General features: G+C 72.3%; 16 protein-coding genes. 8 read left to right on the top strand and 8 right to left on the bottom strand.

The genetic code is table 11. The annotated features are described in order from the left end of the window. The first annotated feature begins 86 nt into the window (after positions 1 to 86). The 3 genes from ACFWZH_RS25155 to ACFWZH_RS25145 all read left to right on the top strand — a co-directional run bounded on the left by ACFWZH_RS25155 (position 87) and on the right by ACFWZH_RS25145 (position 3631). Entirely contained in the window at positions 87 to 1253 is a 1167-nt protein-coding gene (locus tag ACFWZH_RS25155) for a low temperature requirement protein A (RefSeq protein WP_384435343.1), read from the top strand. A gap of 424 nt (positions 1254 to 1677) precedes the next feature. Then, complete coding sequence (locus ACFWZH_RS25150; RefSeq protein WP_384435340.1) at positions 1678 to 2511, top strand: L,D-transpeptidase family protein; 834 nt, start codon at positions 1678 to 1680, stop codon at positions 2509 to 2511. 13 nt (positions 2512 to 2524) lie between these two features. Continuing rightward, positions 2525 to 3631, top strand: a complete 1107-nt coding sequence (locus tag ACFWZH_RS25145) for a P1 family peptidase (protein ID WP_384435337.1) — start codon at positions 2525 to 2527, stop codon at positions 3629 to 3631. Positions 3632 to 3647: 16 nt separating this feature from the next. Here the strand turns inward: ACFWZH_RS25145 and ACFWZH_RS25140 are convergent, their stop codons facing one another. Beyond that, the gene (locus tag ACFWZH_RS25140) at positions 3648 to 4358 is read right to left on the bottom strand and encodes a VIT family protein (RefSeq protein WP_384435507.1); all 711 of its coding nucleotides are present in this window, start codon (positions 4356 to 4358) and stop codon (positions 3648 to 3650) included. A 176-nt stretch (positions 4359 to 4534) separates the two neighbouring features. Between ACFWZH_RS25140 and ACFWZH_RS25135 the strand changes: the two genes are divergently transcribed. Next, positions 4535 to 5158, top strand: coding sequence for a Yip1 family protein (locus ACFWZH_RS25135; protein ID WP_384435334.1), 624 nt, complete (start codon positions 4535 to 4537; stop codon positions 5156 to 5158). Between the two features lie 40 nt (positions 5159 to 5198). Here the strand turns inward: ACFWZH_RS25135 and ACFWZH_RS25130 are convergent, their stop codons facing one another. Next, positions 5199 to 5513, bottom strand: coding sequence for a hypothetical protein (locus ACFWZH_RS25130; RefSeq protein ID WP_384435331.1), 315 nt, complete (start codon positions 5511 to 5513; stop codon positions 5199 to 5201). 253 nt (positions 5514 to 5766) lie between these two features. On the opposite strand from ACFWZH_RS25130, the gene ACFWZH_RS25125 reads away from it, so the two are divergent. Both ACFWZH_RS25125 and ACFWZH_RS25120 read left to right on the top strand, forming a co-directional pair. Then, on the top strand, positions 5767 to 6999 hold the full coding sequence (locus ACFWZH_RS25125) for a CaiB/BaiF CoA transferase family protein (protein ID WP_384435328.1): 1233 nt from the start codon (positions 5767 to 5769) through the stop codon (positions 6997 to 6999). Positions 7000 to 7080: 81 nt separating this feature from the next. After that, a complete protein-coding gene (locus tag ACFWZH_RS25120) occupies positions 7081 to 8427 on the top strand; it encodes an Ig-like domain-containing protein (RefSeq protein WP_384435326.1) in 1347 nt (448 codons plus the stop codon). 88 nt (positions 8428 to 8515) lie between these two features. On the opposite strand, the gene ACFWZH_RS25115 is transcribed toward ACFWZH_RS25120, so the two are convergent. From ACFWZH_RS25115 to ACFWZH_RS25100, 4 genes are all read right to left on the bottom strand, one after another. After that, on the bottom strand, positions 8516 to 10510 hold the full coding sequence (locus ACFWZH_RS25115) for a fructose-specific PTS transporter subunit EIIC (protein ID WP_384435323.1): 1995 nt from the start codon (positions 10508 to 10510) through the stop codon (positions 8516 to 8518). A 64-nt stretch (positions 10511 to 10574) separates the two neighbouring features. Next, the gene (gene pfkB, locus ACFWZH_RS25110) at positions 10575 to 11522 is read right to left on the bottom strand and encodes a 1-phosphofructokinase (RefSeq protein ID WP_384435320.1); all 948 of its coding nucleotides are present in this window, start codon (positions 11520 to 11522) and stop codon (positions 10575 to 10577) included. Then, entirely contained in the window at positions 11519 to 12292 is a 774-nt protein-coding gene (locus tag ACFWZH_RS25105; protein ID WP_384435504.1) for a DeoR/GlpR family DNA-binding transcription regulator, read from the bottom strand. Before ACFWZH_RS25105 ends, pfkB begins: the two co-directional genes overlap by 4 nt. A gap of 220 nt (positions 12293 to 12512) precedes the next feature. After that, positions 12513 to 13514 carry an RNA polymerase sigma factor RpoD/SigA gene (locus ACFWZH_RS25100; protein WP_384435317.1) on the bottom strand — a complete coding sequence of 334 codons (1002 nt, stop codon included), beginning with the start codon at positions 13512 to 13514 and terminating at the stop codon, positions 12513 to 12515. A 624-nt stretch (positions 13515 to 14138) separates the two neighbouring features. Between ACFWZH_RS25100 and ACFWZH_RS25095 the strand changes: the two genes are divergently transcribed. Next, positions 14139 to 14657: a hypothetical protein gene (locus ACFWZH_RS25095; RefSeq protein ID WP_384435315.1), complete on the top strand. Its 519-nt coding sequence runs from the start codon at positions 14139 to 14141 to the stop codon at positions 14655 to 14657. Positions 14658 to 15125: 468 nt separating this feature from the next. Further along, complete coding sequence (locus tag ACFWZH_RS25090) at positions 15126 to 15623, top strand: MarR family winged helix-turn-helix transcriptional regulator (RefSeq protein ID WP_384435312.1); 498 nt, start codon at positions 15126 to 15128, stop codon at positions 15621 to 15623. A 42-nt stretch (positions 15624 to 15665) separates the two neighbouring features. On the opposite strand, the gene ACFWZH_RS25085 is transcribed toward ACFWZH_RS25090, so the two are convergent. Continuing rightward, complete coding sequence (locus tag ACFWZH_RS25085; RefSeq protein ID WP_384435309.1) at positions 15666 to 17192, bottom strand: MFS transporter; 1527 nt, start codon at positions 17190 to 17192, stop codon at positions 15666 to 15668. A 179-nt stretch (positions 17193 to 17371) separates the two neighbouring features. Next, complete coding sequence (locus ACFWZH_RS25080; RefSeq protein ID WP_384435306.1) at positions 17372 to 18034, bottom strand: TetR/AcrR family transcriptional regulator; 663 nt, start codon at positions 18032 to 18034, stop codon at positions 17372 to 17374. Between the last annotated feature and the right edge of the window lie 169 nt (positions 18035 to 18203).

The following is an 18203-nucleotide window of genomic DNA, read 5'->3' as shown; positions in this document are numbered from 1 at the left end:
CCGCGACACACCCGCTCCCCTCATGGGCGCCGCCCCCGGCCCGCGCTCTACTGAACACGCCGCCCCGGTCGACGTCAGGAGCTCAGGTGCCGGTCCTCATGCGTGCCCGCAGCCGCGAGGAGGCGCACCGCGCCGCCACACCGCTGGAGCTCTTCTTCGACCTGTGCTTCGTGGTGGCGGTCGCGCAGGCCGGCGGCCAGCTGGCGCACGCCCTGGCCGAGGGCCATCCGGGGCACGGCATCACCGGCTATGTGATGCTCTTCTTCGCCGTCTGGTGGGCGTGGATGAACTTCAGCTGGTTCTCGTCGGCGTACGACACCGACGACGCGCTCTACCGCGTGGTGACGCTGGTCCAGATGGCGGGGGTGCTGGTACTGGCCGCCGGGGTGCCGCGGGCGTTCGACCACGGCGACTTCACCGTCGTCTGGTTCGGCTATCTGGTGATGCGGCTGGCCATGGTCACCCAGTGGCTGCGGGCCGCCCACGGCAGCCGCGGCGCCGAGCGGCGCACCGCGCTGCGCTACGCCCTCGGGGTGACGGTGTGCCAGGTCGGCTGGCTGGGTCTGCTCGTCCTGCCCCAGGACGAGCTGCCCTGGGTGTTCGTGGTCGTGGGCCTGATGGAGCTGGCCGTCCCGGTATGGGCCGAGCGCGAGCGGCAGACGGCCTGGCATCCGCATCACATCGCCGAGCGCTACGGCCTGTTCACCATCATCGTGCTCGGTGAGACCATCGCGGCGGCCACCGTGGCCGTGCAGTCGGCGCTGGACGAGAACGGCGAGCTGGGCACGCTGCTGCCGATCGCGGGCGGCGGGCTGCTGGTGGTCTTCGCCGCGTACTGGATCTACTTCGCGGTGCCCATCCACCTCCATCTGCGCTCGAACACCCAGGCGTTTTTGTGGGGCTACGGCCACTACCTGGTCTTCGGCTCGGCGGCCGCGGTCGGCGCGGGCATCGAGATCGCGGTGGAGGAGGCGTTCGGCAAGGCGCATCTGTCGCCGTACGGGGCGGCCGCCTGCGTCACCGTGCCCGCCGCGCTGTACATGTTCACCGTGTGGCTGATCCACTCCCGCCACCAGAAGCGCGGCCCGGCCCAGCAGCTGGTGCTGCCGGTGTCGTCCGTGCTGGTCCTGGCGTGCACCTTCGCCGGGCAGTGGGCGGTCCTGGCGGCCGGCCTGGTGGCCTCGGCCACGGTCGCCGTGGGCGTCACCCTCACGGCACGTCAGGGGACCGCGCTGACCGAGCCGCGACCGTAGCCGCTTCGTCGCCCGGCCGGCCGCACTCCGCCGCGTCACCCGTCTCGACGAGCCGGCCGGCGCCGATCCGGGCGAGCCCGCGGAAAGGGCGCCCCGGCCCTTCCCCCATAAGCGTGCCGAACGGCCGTACAGGCCCCGAGATCACCCTGATCCCGCATCAGATTCAGCCATCTTCCGCCATGGCCCGAAGAGGGCCTTCACCAGCACGGCGGCACCCGCCCGCTACCCCATTCCCCGTCAATTACCCACCAATGGACCTCACTTCCCGGAGTGTCGCCCTCTTGTTCCCCACCGCTCACGACGGCCTCCGGAGGCGCCCCGACGCAGACGCGGTAGGGTGCAGATTGCCCTTTTTATGACAGGGGGCCTCCTACGGGAAGCCCTCGGGGCCGTCCGCCGCCCGCACCTCTAGGAGACGTCAGCCATGGCCCGCCACGCTCAGTCCCGCGCGCGGACGAGACTGTCCCGGCGCAGCAAGGCCGTGGGCGGTCTCGCCCTCTCCACACTGGTCGGCACCGCCCTGTGGGCGTGGCCGGCATCGGGCGACGACCACGACAGCAGGACCGACGCCAAGAGCACCACGTCCACGACCGCATCCGGTCCGGACACGCCACGCACTCCCGCCGTCGCGGCGAAATCCGCCCCGAACGCCGCAGGGAACGCCGCGGCCGATCGGTCGATCCCCGGCCTGAGCGACGCCACCCGCAAGCGGATACCGGCGAATGCCCGGCAGGTGCTGGTCGTCTCGGGCCAGGACATGAACTCCTTCCAGTCCCGGGTCGTCCTCTACACCCGCGAGGAGGGCTCGAACGACTGGCAGCCGGGTCCCTCCTGGTCCGCGCACAACGCCGCGCGCGGCTGGACCAGCGACCACCGCTACGGCGATCTGCGCTCCCCCATCGGTGTCTACACCCTCACCGACGCCGGCGGCCGGCTGCCCGCCCCCGGCGGCACCAAGCTCCCCTACGACCGCAACGACAGCTTCGTCGCCGACGGCACCGGTGTGGAGGGCGAGCCGCTGGCCGGCGCCTTCGACTACGTCATCGCCATCAACTACAACCGGGAGTCCGGCGCGTCCCCCCTGGACCCCCGGCGCCCCATGGGCGACGCCAAGGGCGGCGGGGTCTGGCTGCACGTCGACCACGACGGCCCCACGCAGGGCTGTGTGAGCCTCAAGCCCAAGGCGATGCGGGAGCTGCTGCGCACCCTCGACCCCGAGCTGCACCCGGTCATCGTGATGGGACCGGCCGATCACTGACCGGGCCGGCGCCGTGCCGTACCCCGCGGGGCCACGGGACGCGCTGACCGACGTCGCGGGCCTGCGGGTCGGCCACGCCCAGCGGATCGGTGACGGCGCCCTGACCGGCACCACCGTCGTTCTCGCCCCCGAGGGCGGCGCCGTCGCGGCGGTCGACGTACGCGGTGGCGGTCCCGGCACCCGGGAGACCGACGCGCTGGACGCGCGCAACCTCGTCCAGCGCGTCGACGCGGTCGTGCTGACCGGCGGCAGCGCCTTCGGCCTCGACGCCGCGTCCGGTGTCGCCGGGTGGCTGGAGGACCGGGGCCGCGGCTTCCGGGTGGGGCCGGACCCCGCCCAGGTGGTGCCGGTCGTCCCGGCCGCGGCGCTGTTCGACCTGGGCCGCGGCGGCGACTGGCGGGCCCGCCCCGACGCCGCGCTGGGCCGGGCCGCGGCCGAGGCCGCCGCGGCCACCTCCCCCGGCGCCCCGGTCGCACAGGGCACCACGGGCGCCGGCACCGGCGCGGTGGCCGGCGGCCTCAAGGGCGGCATCGGTACCGCGAGCGTGGTGCTGCCCTCCGGCACCACCGTCGCCGCCCTCGCCGCCGTCAACGCCGCGGGCTCCCTCGCCGACCCGCTCACCGGCGCCCTCTACGGCCTGCTGTTCGAAGGCCCGGTGACGCCGCCCGCTCCGGAGCGGCACGCCGCCGCGCTGCGCCGCCTGGCCGAGGCCAGAGAGGTATCCCGGGCCCGTGCGGCCGCGTCCGTGTACCCACCGCTCCACACGACCCTCGCCGTGGTCGCCACCGACGCCGCCCTCACCCGCGCCCAGGCCCACAAGCTCGCCGGCACCGCCCACGACGGCCTGGCCCGCGCCATCCGCCCGGTCCATCTGCTCACCGACGGCGACACGGTCTTCGCCCTGTCCACCGCCGCCCGCCCGCTCGCCTTGGAAGGGGCCCCGGCCACCCCGGCGTTCGGCGTCCACCCGGAGGCCGGCGCCCTGAACACCGTGCTGGCCGCCGGCGCGGACGTCCTCACCCGCGCGGTGGTACGCGCCGCCCTGGCGGCGGAGTCGGTGGACGGCCCCGGGGGCGTCTTCCCCTCGTACCGGGAGCTGTACGGGGCCGCGGCCGGCTGAGCCGCGGCGAGCGGCCTCAGACCCCCACCGCGCCCAGCGCCGAACCCGCGGCGTACGTGACCGCCATCGCCAGCGCCCCGCCGCCCACGTTCCGCAGCACCGCGCGGCCCGCCGGGGCGGCACCCAGCCGGGCGCTGCTCCACCCGCACAGCGCGAGCGCGACGAGCACCGCGACCACGGTGATCCACAGCCGGTGGTCGGCGGGCGGCAGCACGATCGCCAGCAGCGGCAGCAGCGCCCCGGCGGTGAAGGCGAGGAAGCTGGCGCCGGCCGCATGCCAGGGGTTGGTGAGTTGGTCGGGGTCGATGCCCAGCTCGACCTCCGCGTGGGCGCGCAGCGCATCGTGCTCGGTCAGCTGCTCGGCGACCTCCCGGGCGAGCTGGCGCTCCAGTCCCTTGCCGGCCAACAGCTCGGTCAGCTCGATGAGTTCCGCCTGCGGCTCGGTCGCCAGCTCCCGCTTCTCCTGCGCGAGGGCGGCCTTCTCCGAATCCCGCTGGGTGGAGACCGAGACGTACTCGCCGGCCGCCATCGACATGGACCCGGCCAGCAGTCCCGCCAGACCCGCGGTCAGCAACGTGCCGCGGGCGTCGGTCGCTCCGGCGACACCGACGACCAGTCCGGCGGTGGAGACGATGCCGTCGTTGGCGCCGAGCACCGCGGCCCGCAGCCAGTTGAGCCGGCTCCCGAGCCCGCCGCCGTGCGCCTCGTCGTGCTCCGGTGTCTGCATGGTCACCAAGAGAGCGTCTCATTCCTCGGCGGAAGCATCCCCTACGACGCGACCGCACGGCGCCCGGCTCGCTCCGCCCCTGCCCGTTCGATGCGCCCCGGCAGCCGTCAACGCGGCCGTCCCCGCGCCCGACGCCCCTGCGGCGCCCCTCATCTGCCGGTGGTAGAAACGGCCTTATGTCCGCACCACCCCCCTCTCATCCTCCACCGCCCCCGCCGCCCACGCTCCTTCAGCCGGCGCCGCGCGAGCCGGCGCCGCGCCGGCGGTTGTGGTGGCACCGGCTGATACTCGGGCTCTGGTACCGGCCGGTGGACGTCATGGACGAGGCGCGGGACCGCAGCGCCTGGAGCGCGGCGATAATGCTGTCCTTGATCAGCGGCGGTATCGGGGTCGTGTCGATGGACGCGTTCCCCGGCCAGTGGGCGGCCGACCGCACCGAGGCGCTGCAGCTCGTCGGGCTGGCCGAGGCGGGGGTGCTGACCGCCAGCCTCGCCCTGGGCGTGGTCACCCACGCCATAGCCCGCACCCTCGGCGGCAGCGGCCGCTTCGCGCCGACCGCGAGCCTGTTCATCGTGCTGTTCTGGGTGACGGACCTGCCGCGGCTGGCGATCGCCGCCTGGCTGCCGACCGGTGCCACCTTCGTCCAGGCCGCGACCTGGACGACCTGGGGCTTCGGTTACGTCCTCGCGGTGCTGCTCATACGCGGCCAGCACCATCTGCCGACGTGGAAGTCCGCGCTGTCGGTGTCGGTGCAGATGCTGGCCGCGCTGGCGCTGCTGAGGCTGGCTCCGATCCACTGAGCGCCCGGGGCGCGCACGGCACGCACCGGGCCGCCCCGGCTCAGCTCTGGCCGGACAGCTGCCGGACGAGCCCCTCGAACGCCGCGCGCTCCGCGGCACTGAGCTCCACGCACTCCGCCGGCGGGCCGGCCGTCCCGGTCTGCCGCGGCACCGACCCGAGCAGCTCCGGTGCCGTGGGCGGCTCTTCCCGGTCGCGCACCGCGTAGCGCATCCGCATCTCCCGCCGGTCCCGCCGCATCGCCGCCTCGTACCGCCCCCGTCGCAGCAGTCTGGACAGTCCGACGACCCAGACCACCGCCAGCGCGAAGAGCACGCCGAGGCCGATCTGCTGCAGAATCGATGCGGAGGGAAGCATGCAGTCCTCCCGGACGGATGAGGCGCTGGGCTTACGCCAGTAGACACCACACCTCGGGACTTTTGACAGGGGATCTTGGGACTTAAGTCCTGAAGTGACGCATCTCCTATGACTTTTCGTCACATTACCGGCACCGCACACGGCCGCCCCGGCAGGGTCGCGCCCGCCCCGTTGGACACCTCGGCGGCTTCCCCGCGAGGCCGGCCGTCACCGACGATGGCACCTCCTCGCCCGCGACGTCAGGAGTACGCACGTGCCGCAGCAGCCGCACCGTCCGCACCCCGAGCCGCCCACCGCCGCCCCGCCCACCGAGTGGCCGGCACGTGCACTGGAGGGCGTCCTCGTCGCCGACTTCAGCCGCGTACTGGCCGGCCCGCTGGCCGCCGCCACGCTCGCCGACCTCGGCGCCGAGGTGATCAAGGTGGAGCGGCCGGGCACCGGCGACGACACCCGCGCCTGGGGCCCGCCGTTCGCCGCCGACGGGACGGCCGCGTACTTCGACGCCGCGAACCGCTCCAAGCGCGGGCTCGCCCTGGACCTCGGCGATCCGGACGACGCGGCCACGGCCCGCGAACTGGCCTGCCGGGCCGATGTACTGATCGAGAACTTCCGCCCCGGCTCGCTCGCCAAGTACGGCCTGGACCACACCGCCACCCGCGCCGCCAACCCGGGCCTGGTGCACTGCACCATCACCGGTTTCGGCTCCGGCGCGGGCGCCCACCTGCCTGGCTACGACTTCGTCGTCCAGGCCGTCGGAGGCCTGATGAGCATCACCGGCGAGCCCGGCGGCACCCCGCTCAAGGCGGGGGTGGCGCTGGTGGACGTGCTGACCGCGAAGGACGCCGCCACCGCCGTCCTCGCCGCGCTGCGCCACCGCGACCGCACCGGCCAGGGCCAGCTGGTGGAGGTGAATCTGCTCTCGTCCCTGCTGGGGTCGCTGGTCAACCAGGCGTCCGGCCATCTGGCCACCGGCCGCGACCCGGGCCCGATGGGCAATCGCCATCCGAGCATCGCCCCCTACGAGACGCTGGCCTGCCGGGACGGGCAGCTGCTCGCGGTGGCGGTGGGGAACGACCGTCAGTTCCGGGCGCTGGCCGAGGCGCTGGACTCGCCGGAGCTCGCCGAAGACGTCCGGTTCGCCCGCAATCGGGACCGGGTCCATAACCGGACGGATCTGATCAAAGCACTGGAAGGCCGACTGGCGGCCGACACCCCGCAGGGCTGGACCGCGCGACTGGCCGCTGCTTCGGTCCCGTGCGGCCCGGTCAACACGCTCTCCGCGGCCCTGGAGTTGGCGGACCGACTCGGACTCGACCCGGTGACCTGCGTCGGCGAGGGCCGGATTCCCCAAATCGCCAGCCCACTGCGCCTCTCGGCGACCCCCGTGACCCAACCCGCCGCACCACCCCGCCTGGACGAACACGGCACCCCGCTGCGAACCTGGCTGTCGGGACCGGACGACCACCCACTACCCCCAAGAATGTGACCTTCATCACAACAACACCCGGTCCGCAACCAAATCCGCCCGTAGGTGCTGTTTACCAGCACGGAATCACAACACCCTGGTATGGAGCAGCTCGTGACATCGCCGGACAACCCCGCGCCCGCCCAGTCCCGCACCCCGCACCAGCTGCTCCTGTCGGACGAGCAGCGGACGCCGGGCAGGCCGCGCCGCACCCGTCGGATGCGCCGCACGCTGGCCGTGACCGCCCTGTTCGCGGCAGGTGCGCTGGCCCTGTCGGCCTGTGGCGGCGACGCCGAGGCGGGTGGCCACGACGACGGCAAGAACGGCCAGGCGGGCGCGGACGCCGCAGCCGCCAAGGACGCCTCGGACGCCAAGATCACGGTGTCCTCGAAGGACGGCGCGACGGACGCCAGCATCAACGACACCGGTGTGAAGGTCACCGGCGGCAAGTTGACCGATGTGAAGCTCACCGTCGCCGACACCGGGGCCACCGTGGCCGGTGCCATATCGTCCGACGGCAAGTCCTGGAAGCCCGGCGTCCAGCTGGAGCGCGGCACCAAGTACAAGCTCGTGGCGAACGCCAAGGACGCCAAGGGCCGTTCGGCCACCGAGAACGCGACCTTCACGACGGTCTCCTCGGCCAACAGCTTCATCGGCTCCTACACGCCCGACAACGGCAAGACCGTCGGCGTCGGCATGCCGGTGTCCTTCAACTTCGACAAGGTGATCACCAACAAGAAGGACGTCCAGTCCCACATCAAGGTGACCTCCAGCAGCGGCCAGCAGGTCGTCGGCCACTGGTTCGGCGCCCAGCGCCTGGACTTCCGCCCGGAGGAGTACTGGAAGGCCGGCTCCAAGGTCACCATGGAGATCGACCTGGACGGTGTGAAGGGCGGCGAGGGCATCACCGGCGTGCAGTCCAAGACGGTGACCTTCACCGTCGGGCGCTCGCAGGTCTCCACCGTCGACATGGACACCCAGATGATGACGGTCAAGCGGGACGGCAAGACCATCAAGTCCGTCCCGATCTCCGGCGGCAGCCCCGACAACCCGACCTACAACGGCCAGATGGTCATCTCGGAGAAGTTCGAGCAGACCCGGATGGACGGCTCGACGGTCGGCTTCACCAAGGAGAACGGCAAGGGCGAGTACGACATCAAGGACGTACCGCACGCCATGCGGCTGTCGTCGTCCGGCACGTTCATCCACGGCAACTACTGGGGCTCGCCGTCCATCTTCGGCAAGGCCGGCACCAGCCACGGCTGCGTCGGCCTGCAGGACAACAAGGGCGGCGGTGGCGACACCCCCGGCAAGTGGTTCTTCAACGAGTCGCTGGTCGGCGACGTCGTCATCGTGAAGAACTCGCACGACAAGACCATCCAGCCCGACAACGGCCTCAACGGCTGGAACCTGTCGTGGTCGGCGTGGCAGGCGGGCAGCGAGGCCTGACGAACGGCGCTCGCGGCACGAACCGCAAAGGCGGTGGCCGGCCCTGTGAGGGGGCCGGCCACCGCCTTTTCGTATACGGCGCCGGGGGTCAGGCCGCGACCGCGACCTGGGAGCCGTCGGCGGCCGGGGTGCCGGCCGGGCCCTCGGTCGACGGCTTGCGCAGGCCCTTGAGGACGACGACCAGGGCCGTGCTGACGAGCGTGCCCGCGGCGATGGCGAGCAGGTAGAGCAGCGGCTGGCCGATCAGCGGGACGACGAAGACGCCGCCGTGCGGGGCCCGCAGGGTGCAGCCGAAGGCCATCGACAGGGCGCCGGTGACCGCGCCGCCGGCCATCGCGGAGGGGATGACCCGCAGCGGATCGGCGGCGGCGAAGGGGATCGCGCCCTCGGTGATGAAGGAGGCGCCGAGCACCCAGGCCGCCTTGCCGTTCTCCCGCTCGGCCTTGGTGAAGAGCCGGCCGCGCACGGTCGTGGCCAGCGCCATCGCCAGCGGCGGCACCATGCCGGCCGCCATCACCGCGGCCATCACCTTCAGGCTCCCCTCGTTGGGGTGGGCCAGGCCGCCGATGGCGAAGGCGTAGGCGACCTTGTTCAGCGGGCCGCCGAGGTCGAAGCACATCATCAGGCCGAGGAGCACACCCAGCATGATCGCGTTGGCGCCGGAGAGGCCGGACAGCCAGTCGGTCAGCCCCTTTTGCAGCGCGGCGATCGGCTTGCCGACCACGAGGAACATCAGGAAGCCGACGATCGCGGAGGAGACCAGCGGTATGACGACGACCGGCATGATGCCACGCAGGACCGGCGGCACACCGACCCGCTGGATCGCCCGCACCACCCCGCCCGCGATCAGTCCGGCGATCAGGCCGCCGAGGAAGCCCGCGTTGATGGTGAGGGCGACCGCGCCGCCGACGAACCCCGGTACGAGGCCGGGCCGGTCGGCCATGCCGTAGGCGATGAAGCCGGCCAGGACCGGGACGAGGAAGCCGAAGGCGACGCCGCCGATCTGGAAGAGCAGGGCCGCCCAACTGGCGGACTCGGTCCAGACGAAGTGCTCGGCGACGGACGGCGCCTTGTTGATCGCGTAGCCGCCGATGGCGAAGCCGAGCGCGATGAGCAGACCGCCCGCGGCGACGAAGGGGACCATGTAGCTGACGCCGGTCATCAGCCACTTGCGCAGGCGGGTGGCGAAGCCGTCGGCGGCACCGGCGTCCTGGTCCATGGGGGCCGCGGCCCCTGCGGGGGCGGTCACCGCACCGCGTTCGGCCTTCTCGCGTACTTCGGCGATGAGTTCGGCGGGGCGGTTGATGCCCGCCTTCACCCCGACGTCGACGGTCGGCTTGCCGGCGAAGCGCTCCTTGTCGCGCACCTCGACGTCGTGCGCGAAGATCACCCCGTCCGCGTCCGCGACCAGCTGCGCGTCGAGCCGCTTGAACCCGGCCGAGCCCTGCGTCTCGACGAACAGCTCGACGCCTGCGGCTTCCGCGGCCTTCTCCAGCGACTCGGCGGCCATGTAGGTGTGCGCGATGCCGGTGGGGCAGGAGGTGACGGCGACGATACGGAAGGGGGCGGGCTCCTGGACGGGCACGGCGGGCTGCTCGGCGGGCTGCTCGGCGGCCGCGGCGGGCTCCTCCGCCGCCTCCGGCTCGTCGCCGCGGATCAGCGCCGCCGCGCGGGCCGGCTCGGTGGCGGACCGCAGCGCGCCGGTGAAGTCCTCGTCCATCAGATGGCGGGCGAGGGTCGAGAGGATCGACAGATGGTCCGCGTCGCCGCCCGCCGGGGCCGCGATCAGGAAGACCAGGTCGGCCGGGCCGTCCGGCGCGCCGAAGTCGATGCCGCCGGCGCTGCGCCCGAAGGCCAGCGTGGGCTCGGTGACATGGGCACTGCGGCAGTGCGGGATCCCGATCCCGCCGTCCAGCCCGGTCGGCATCTGGGCCTCCCGCGCGGCCACGTCCGCGAGGAAGCCCTCCAGGTCGGTGACGCGACCGGAGGCGACCATCCGCTCGGCCAGTGATCGCGCGGCGGCTTCCTTCGTCTCGGCGGACAGGTCGAGGTCGACCAGTCCCGCGCTGATCAACTCACTCATCACGCGGCTCCCTTGCTCGCAATCGGCATCAAACCCGTCAGCCCCGGGCCGGGCCGGCGGCCGTTCATGGCGCCGGCTCCGTGAGCTCCCGGTCCAGCGGCACCGCGTCCGTCACCCGCACCGCCGAGGGGTCCAGGTCCTTCGGCGCCGGCATCAGGCTGCCCGGCAGCTGAACCGCCGCCGCGCCATGGGCGAGGGCGGCGGCCAGCGCGGCCACGCCCGTGCCGCCCGCCGCGAGGAACCCGGCCAGCGAGGCGTCGCCGGCACCGACGTTGCTGCGCACGGCGGCGACCGGGGCGCTGCCGAAGTGGATGCCGTCCTCGTCGACCAGGAGCTGGCCGTCCGCCCCCAGGGAGGCCAGCACGGCGCGGGCGCCACGATCCCGCAGCTCCTCGGCGGCCTTGACCGCGTCGCCAAGGGTCGCGAGCGGACGGCCGACGGCCTGCGCCAGCTCCTCGGCGTTGGGCTTGATGACGTCCGGGCGTTCGCGCAGTGCGGCGGTCAGCGACGGCCCCGAGGTGTCCAGCGCGATCCGGGTGCCCGCACGATGGGCGCGGGCGACCAGTTCGGCGTACCACTCGGGCGCCAGACCGCGCGGCAGGCTGCCGCAGCAGGCGATCCAGTCGGCGCCCGCCCAGCGCTCGCCGACCTTCCGCAGCAGCGCCTCGGCCTCCTCGGCGGTCAGCTCGGGCCCGGCCGCGTTGATCTTGGTGAGCGTGCCGTCGGGTTCGGCGACCGAGATGTTGGAGCGGGTCTGGCCGGACACCGGCACCCCCGCCACCTCGATGCCCTCGGCGCCGAGCAGCCCGGCCAGCGCCGCGCCCGCGGGACCGCCCAGCGGGAGTACGGCCAGCGTGTGGTGGCCGCCGGCGGCGAGCGCCCGGGAGACGTTGACGCCCTTGCCGCCGGGGTCGATGCGGTCGGTGGTGGCCCGGAGCACGGCCCCGCGGTCCAGCGCCGGGACCTCGTACGTACGGTCCAGGCTGGGGTTGGGGGTGACGGTGAGGATCATGCGCGTACTACTTCCGTGCCCGCGCGTTCGATGGCGAGGGCGTCGTCGGGGCTGAGCCCGGTGTCGGTGATGAGCAGGTCCACGTCCGACAGCTCGCCGAAGCGGGCGAACTGCTGCTGCCCGAACTTGGCGGAGTCGGCGAGGAGGACGACCCGGCGGGCGGCGCGGATCAACGCCCGTTTGACGGCCGCCTCCGCGAGGTCCGGGGTGGTCAGACCGCCGTCGAGGGAGAAGCCGTTGGTCGCCAGGAACAGCACATCGGCGTTGATCTCGCGGTAGGCGCGCAGCGCCCAGTCGTCGACCGCGGCGCGCGTGCGGTGCCGGATCCGGCCGCCCACGAGGTGGAGGGTGAGGCCGGGGTGGTCGGCGAGCCGGGCGGCGACCGGCAGGCCATGGGTGACGACGGTGAGCTCGGCCTCCAGCGGGATCTGGGCGGCGAGCCGGGCGGCGGTCGTGCCGGCGTCCAGGATCATGCTTCCGGAGCCGCTCTGGCCGCCGGGGAGCTCGGCCAGCGCGGCCCGCGCGATGCGCTGCTTCTCGTCGGCGGCGACCGCGTCCCGCTCGGCGAGGTCCGGCTCGAAGTCCAGCCGGCCGGCCGGGATGGCGCCGCCGTGCACCCTGCGCACCAGGCCGGCCCGGTCCAGCGCCTTCAGATCGCGCCGTACGGTCTCGGCGGTGACCTGGAACTGCTCGGCGAGGGAGAGCACATCGACCCGTCCGCCCTCACGGGCGAGCCGCAGAATCTCCTGCTGGCGCTCCGGTGCATACATCAGCGTGTGTGTCCGTTCCATGCCCGAACCTGTGGTTTCACTGCGATACTACGCCTGGATTTCCGAGAAGTAAATGCATTCGGACTTGATGTGGACCCAAACGGGCACCACGTGCCAGGCGACGGCAGCAGGCGGGGTGGGGCGGGCGCCGGGCACCCGGACACAACAGAGCCCCGACGCCGGAACCGGCACCGGGGCTCGTCCTATCGGAAGGGGAGTACTACGCGGCCGCGTCGAAGCCCGTGTCGCGCGCCATCCGCTTCAGCTCCAGCAGCGCGTGCTTCTCGATCTGCCGGATCCGCTCGCGGGTCAGACCGTGCTGCTTGCCGACCTCGGTCAGCGTGCGCTCGCGACCGTCCTCGATGCCGTAGCGCGCCTTGATGATCGAGGCGGTGCGGTGGTCGAGGCGGTCGATCAGGTCCTCCAGCTCCTCGCTGCGCAGCAGCGTCAGCACCGACTGCTCGGGCGAGGCGGCGGAGGTGTCCTCCAGCAGGTCGCCGAACTGGGTGTCGCCGTCGTCGTCCACCGACATGTTGAGGCTGACCGGGTCGCGGGCCCAGTCCAGCACGTCGGTGACGCGGGCGGGCGTGGAGCCCAGCTCGCCGGCGACCTCCGCCGGCTCCGGGTCACGGCCGTTCTCGCGGTTGAACTCGCGCTGCACCCGGCGGATCCGGCCCAGCTCCTCGACGAGGTGCACGGGCAGCCGGATCGTGCGCGACTGGTCGGCGATGGAACGGGTGATGGCCTGGCGGATCCACCACGTCGCGTACGTGGAGAACTTGAATCCCTTGGCGTAGTCGAACTTCTCGACGGCGCGGACCAGGCCGGCGTTGCCCTCCTGGATCAGATCCAGCAGCGGCAGCCCCGCGCGCGGGTAACGGCGCGCCACGGCGACGACCAGCCGGAGGTTGGAGCGGATGAAGACGTCCTTGGCCCTGACCCCCTCTTCGGCCAGCGCCTCGAGCTCCTCGCGGCCGGCGCCCGCGGCATTGCCGTCGGTGATCTCGCCGTCCAGGATCTGCTGGGCGTAGACGCCCGCCTCGATGGTCTGGGACAGCTCGACCTCCTTGGCGGCGTCGAGCAGGGGTGTACGCGCGATCTCGTCGAGGTACATGCCGACCAGGTCGCGGTCGGCGATCTCCCCGCCTACGGCGCGAACACTGGTGGCCCCGTCAGAAGCGCTGCTGCTTTCCTGACGACGGGCGACGGCACGGGTTGCCATGCGTGTGCTCCCTTTGCGATGTTGGGGTCTCCCCTGCTCGAGCGAAGCCGAGAGCTTGGGGAAGGTCGCGGGACGTTGGGCGAGCCGATTGGTGGTGCACCCACTGCGATGCTTGCCGGGTGGCCCGTCCGAAGGAAACAACGGCTGGAATCCGGACAGAATTCCCACACCGCGCTTCTATTTTTCTGATCATGCAGTACCCTGCACCCCGCACGGGGAGCTCATACGCTGCGCGAACAGCGGGAACCGCAGGTCAGAGCGGACACCGAAGCGGATCTCCCACCCCTTGTGGATCTTTATCGCCACCACATCCGTGAGACGTGCATCACGTTCGGAGTAGCGCCCATCCGTTCCTGCCGTCCTACCGGCGCCGCTCGTGCACCGCTCTCCCACCCCCCAAGACGACCCGCACCGCGTTCTGGTTGCCCAGGAGGCGGTGGACGGCGCACCGCCCGCCGCCGGGAGCCACCGCCCGGCGACGTGACCGGCGGCCCCCGCCGAGGTCGCCCCGCCCGCCGTTCCGGGCTGATCCAGTTGACGGAAGCGACCCCCGGGTGTCGCCTGGACAGAAGGGCACGGGAGCAGCAGGACACCGGGCGCAGGGGCGATCGAGAGGAGCCCGCCATGGACCAGCACGCTCAACGGCACGGCGCGAGGGCGGCCCGCTCGCACGGCAGCGTCGAACTCGAACACGGCGCGACGGCGGGCACCGGCGACCGGCCCCCGCAGCGGCCCTCCCGGCCGGCCGCCATGGCCGAGCGCGTTCCGGCGACCGTCTCGCTGCCGATCGTCGCGGCGCTCGCCTTCGGCTGCTTCACGATCTTCCGCACCCACACCGCCGGCACCGAGGGCGGCCCCGCGCTGCTGTACGGGGTGGCCGCGGCCGTCGTCACCGGCGCACTGGGACTCGTCCTGGTCCACTACCAGTCGTCCATGCTCACCGAGACCCGGGCGCTCGCCTACGGCGCGCTCTTCGGCGCGGCGGTGGGCTGGAACTACAGCCTCGGCGGGGAGACGATCCTGAAGTCGTGCGGCTTCGGGCTCGTCATGGGCGTGATCATGTTCGTCGTCTCGCTGTACGTCTTCCGGACCCACCGCACCCGCGAGCCGCACGGCCGGCATCGGTCCACCGCGTTCGGCTGACGTCGCGGGCGGCGGCCCCGACGTCGCGGCGGTGGGGCGCGTAGGCCCTCGGGTGCGCGCTGGCGACGGCCGCGGACTCCCTTGACGGCGAGTCAGGACGGACCGGCCCTCCGCCCCCACCCAGGTCGGCCGCAAGGGCGGCAGGCCCTGGACTTCCAGGGCCTGCCACCCCCGGTCGTCGCACTCCCCCGGCCGGGCGGGCGCCGCCTGGCCCTCAAAACGGGCTGTCGGCCGGACACCCCGCCCCTCCACGTACCGACGGATTCTGGACGGGCACGGGCGAGGAAGCCGCTGCGGCCGGCATGGGCGACATATCAACTCTGCGGCGTCACACTGGGCGGTATCGGCACACCGGAAACATTCAGTCACCGCACTCTGCAGTACTTGAACGTTCAAGCGTAGGAATCCAGCCTAACCCGACGTTGTTAAAACTTAAAGAACTCTCTGAGCGGTGAGAGAGTGGATGCTATGAGCACCGAACCCGCAGCCGAGCCGCGCTGGCTCACCGACGAGGAGCAATACGCCTGGCAGTGCTACCTCCACGCCACCACGCTCCTTGAGGACCACCTCGACCGTCAGCTGCAGCGCGACGCCGGGATGCCGCACGTCTATTACGGCCTGCTCGTCCAGCTCTCCCGGGCACCGCGGCGCCGGATGCGGATGACCGAGCTGGCCCAGAACGCCAAGATCACCCGCTCCCGGCTCTCGCACGCGGTCGCCCGCCTGGAGAAGAACGGCTGGGTGCGCCGCGAGAACTGCCCCTCCGACAAGCGGGGGCAGAACGCGTACCTCACGGACGAGGGAATGCGGGTGCTGGAGAAGGCCGCCCCCGGTCATGTCGCCGCCGTCCGCTCCGCGATCTTCGACCGCCTCTCCCCGGAGCAGGTCCGCCAACTGGCCCAGATATGCCAGGTGATGACCGAGGGGCTGCAGCCGCAAGGCGCCGACCTCCCCTGGCTCCGCTGACGTATCAGGGGAACCGGAAGAGGCCGGCGCCTGCGGACCGGCTCAGTGCGCCAGCACCGGGACCGGCACCTCGTCCTCGGCCACGGCCTTGCCCGTACCGTCCCCGGACGAGGCCACCGGCGAACCGCCGCCCGGCCGCCCGGTGTTGATGAGGGTGAAGGCGATCGCCCCGGCCAGGAGCAGGATGCCCACCGCCCACCAGATGGCGGTGGTGTAGCCGTGCACCATCGACTGGAGCTTGAGCAGGTCGGCCGAGCGCGCGCCGGCCGCGTGCGAAGTGGCGTACGCGCTGGTGGCGCTGGCGGCGATGGTGTTCAGCAGAGCCGTACCGATCGCACCGCCCACCTGCTGCGAGGTGTTGACCATCGCCGAGGCGACACCGGCGTCCCGCGCCTGGACCCCGTGCGTGGCCAGCGACATCGCCGGCATGAACGCCGTACCCATGCCGAGGCCCATCAGCAGGAAACCGGGCAGGATCAGCGCCGGGTAGGACGTGTCCAGGTCGATCTGGGTCAGCACCAGCATGCCGGCCGCGGCCACGGTGAATCCGGGCGCCATCAGCAGCCGCGGACGGACCCGGTTCATCAGCCGGGCGCCGATCTGCGTCGAGCCGGTGATCATGCCGACGATCATCGGGAGGAAGGCCAGACCGGTCACGACCGGCGTGTACCCCTTCACGATCTGCAGGTAGTAGGTCAGGAAGAGGAAGAGGCCGAACATGCCGATCACGGCGAGGCCCAGCGAGGCGTAGACACCGGCGCGGTTGCGCTCGGCGACCACCCGCAGCGGCAGCAGCGGGGCCTTCACCTTGGACTCGACCAGCACGAACGCCAGCAGCAGCACGGCGGCCGCGGCGAACAGGCCCAGGGTCGGGGCCGCCAGCCAGCCGTCGGACTCGGCGCGGGTGAACCCGTAGACCAGCGAGACCAGTCCGAGCGTGGCCAGGATGACGCCGGGGACGTCCAGCCGGGAGGGGTTGCGGCCCTCCGCGGGCTCGCGGATGACCAGGAAGGCGCCGGTCGCGGCGACCACGGCGAACGGGATGTTGACGAAGAAGGTCCAGCGCCAGTTCATGTACTCGGTCAGCACACCGCCGAGGATCAGGCCCACGGCGCCGCCGCCACCGGCGATCGCACCGAAGATGCCGAACGCCTTGGCGCGCTCCCTGGCCTCGGTGAACGTCACCGCGAGCAGGGACAGTGCGGCCGGCGCCAGCAGCGCGCCGAAGACACCCTGCAGCGCCCGCGCGCCCAGCAGCATCCCCTCGTTGGCCGCGGCCCCGCCGAGCGCGGAGGCGACCGCGAAGCCGATCAGCCCGATGATGAAGGTCCGCTTGCGTCCCCACAGGTCGGCGATGCGGCCGCCGAAGAGCAGCAGGCCGCCGAAGGCCAGTGCGTAGGCGGTGATCACCCACTGCCGGTTGGCGTCGGTGATGCCGAGGTCCTCCTGGGCGGAGGGCAGCGCGATGTTCACGATGGTCGCGTCGAGGACGACCATCAGCTGGGCGAGAGCGATGAATATCAGCGCTTTCCAGCGCCGGGGATCGACGGAAGGGACGGTTTCAGGCATGGCGGGATCCACCTAGTGGTGCGGTGAGCGGACGGAGGCGTGGGCGAGCGGGAGCGTGGGAACGGACGGGACGCTCGGGCCCCGTGGAACGACGAGTGGGACGGGTGTGGGGTGTGACGTGCGGGGTGTGTGAGACCTGGGCCGGCGGTGTGTGAGACCTGGGCCGGCGGCCGGTCCGGTTACCCGCGGCGCCTGAGGTCTTCGAAGGTGGCGGCGGACCCGGGCAGTTCGGAGCGGGCGGGCGCCTGCAGGCCGTCCAGGAACAGCTGCAGGTGCCGGTGCACGAACCTGTCGAAGTCCACACAGCCACTGCCCGGCAACGGCCGGGTGAGCTGGGTGAGCGCGACCATCAGATCACCGACGGCGATGTCGGGACGCAGCTGGCCGCTGTCGCGCGCGGCGCCCATGACGGCCTCGATGGCCGCCTCCAGGCGTTCGCGCGCGGCGAGCAGTTCGGGGTGGTCACGGTCGATGCTGTCGGAGAGCATCGGGCACAGGGCCCCGATCCGCTCCTCCACCGCGTCGTGGACGAAGCGCCTCAGCGCTTGGAAGGCATCGGGCTCCTCGGCGAGAGCACTCTCCGCGCGGTCGGCCGTACGGGACATGACGGAGAGCGTGACGTGGTGGATCAACTCCAGTCGATCCGTGAAGTGACGGTAGAGCGTCGCATTGCCGACACCCGCACGTCGAGCGATTTCATCGAGCGGGACCTCGGCCCCGAACTCCATCACCGTCTCGCGAGCGGCCGCGATGATCCGCTCCCGGTTTCGCAGGGCATCGGCCCGCAGGCGGGGCGAGGGCCCCTGCTTCCCGGTCTTCGCGCAGTGTGCGACGGCGGTCATGCGGCTCACTCCTCTCGGTCTGCGGGTCCGGACGCCGGGCGGCGAACCGGGGAGACGCTCCCCGCTTCAGTCGGACGTCTGGTTAAACGGGGAGAGCGTCCCCGGATATTTCACGCTGCCATGTGACCTGACACACAGTTCCCCGAGCCGCCTCCCGGCCCGGTGTGCG

This window comes from Streptomyces sp. NPDC059008 (genome assembly GCF_042749045.1).
GTDB lineage: Bacteria > Actinomycetota > Actinomycetes > Streptomycetales > Streptomycetaceae > Streptomyces.
This window is presented reverse-complemented; position numbering and strand designations above follow the sequence as displayed.

What these genes read in the sequence shown, in the direction of transcription:
- ACFWZH_RS25100 (WP_384435317.1), bottom strand. Translation starts at nt 13,514, where the DNA reads ATGGCAACCCGTGCCGTCGCCCGTCGTCAGGAAAGCAGCAGCGCTTCT.
- ACFWZH_RS25150 (WP_384435340.1), top strand. Translation starts at nt 1,678, where the DNA reads ATGGCCCGCCACGCTCAGTCCCGCGCGCGGACGAGACTGTCCCGGCGC.
- ACFWZH_RS25120 (WP_384435326.1), top strand. Translation starts at nt 7,081, where the DNA reads ATGGAGCAGCTCGTGACATCGCCGGACAACCCCGCGCCCGCCCAGTCC.
- ACFWZH_RS25130 (WP_384435331.1), bottom strand. Translation starts at nt 5,513, where the DNA reads ATGCTTCCCTCCGCATCGATTCTGCAGCAGATCGGCCTCGGCGTGCTC.
- ACFWZH_RS25090 (WP_384435312.1), top strand. Translation starts at nt 15,126, where the DNA reads ATGAGCACCGAACCCGCAGCCGAGCCGCGCTGGCTCACCGACGAGGAG.
- ACFWZH_RS25115 (WP_384435323.1), bottom strand. Translation starts at nt 10,510, where the DNA reads ATGAGTGAGTTGATCAGCGCGGGACTGGTCGACCTCGACCTGTCCGCC.
- pfkB (WP_384435320.1), bottom strand. Translation starts at nt 11,522, where the DNA reads ATGATCCTCACCGTCACCCCCAACCCCAGCCTGGACCGTACGTACGAG.
- ACFWZH_RS25080 (WP_384435306.1), bottom strand. Translation starts at nt 18,034, where the DNA reads ATGACCGCCGTCGCACACTGCGCGAAGACCGGGAAGCAGGGGCCCTCG.
- ACFWZH_RS25095 (WP_384435315.1), top strand. Translation starts at nt 14,139, where the DNA reads ATGGACCAGCACGCTCAACGGCACGGCGCGAGGGCGGCCCGCTCGCAC.
- ACFWZH_RS25140 (WP_384435507.1), bottom strand. Translation starts at nt 4,358, where the DNA reads ATGCAGACACCGGAGCACGACGAGGCGCACGGCGGCGGGCTCGGGAGC.
- ACFWZH_RS25085 (WP_384435309.1), bottom strand. Translation starts at nt 17,192, where the DNA reads ATGCCTGAAACCGTCCCTTCCGTCGATCCCCGGCGCTGGAAAGCGCTG.
- ACFWZH_RS25135 (WP_384435334.1), top strand. Translation starts at nt 4,535, where the DNA reads ATGTCCGCACCACCCCCCTCTCATCCTCCACCGCCCCCGCCGCCCACG.
- ACFWZH_RS25105 (WP_384435504.1), bottom strand. Translation starts at nt 12,292, where the DNA reads ATGTATGCACCGGAGCGCCAGCAGGAGATTCTGCGGCTCGCCCGTGAG.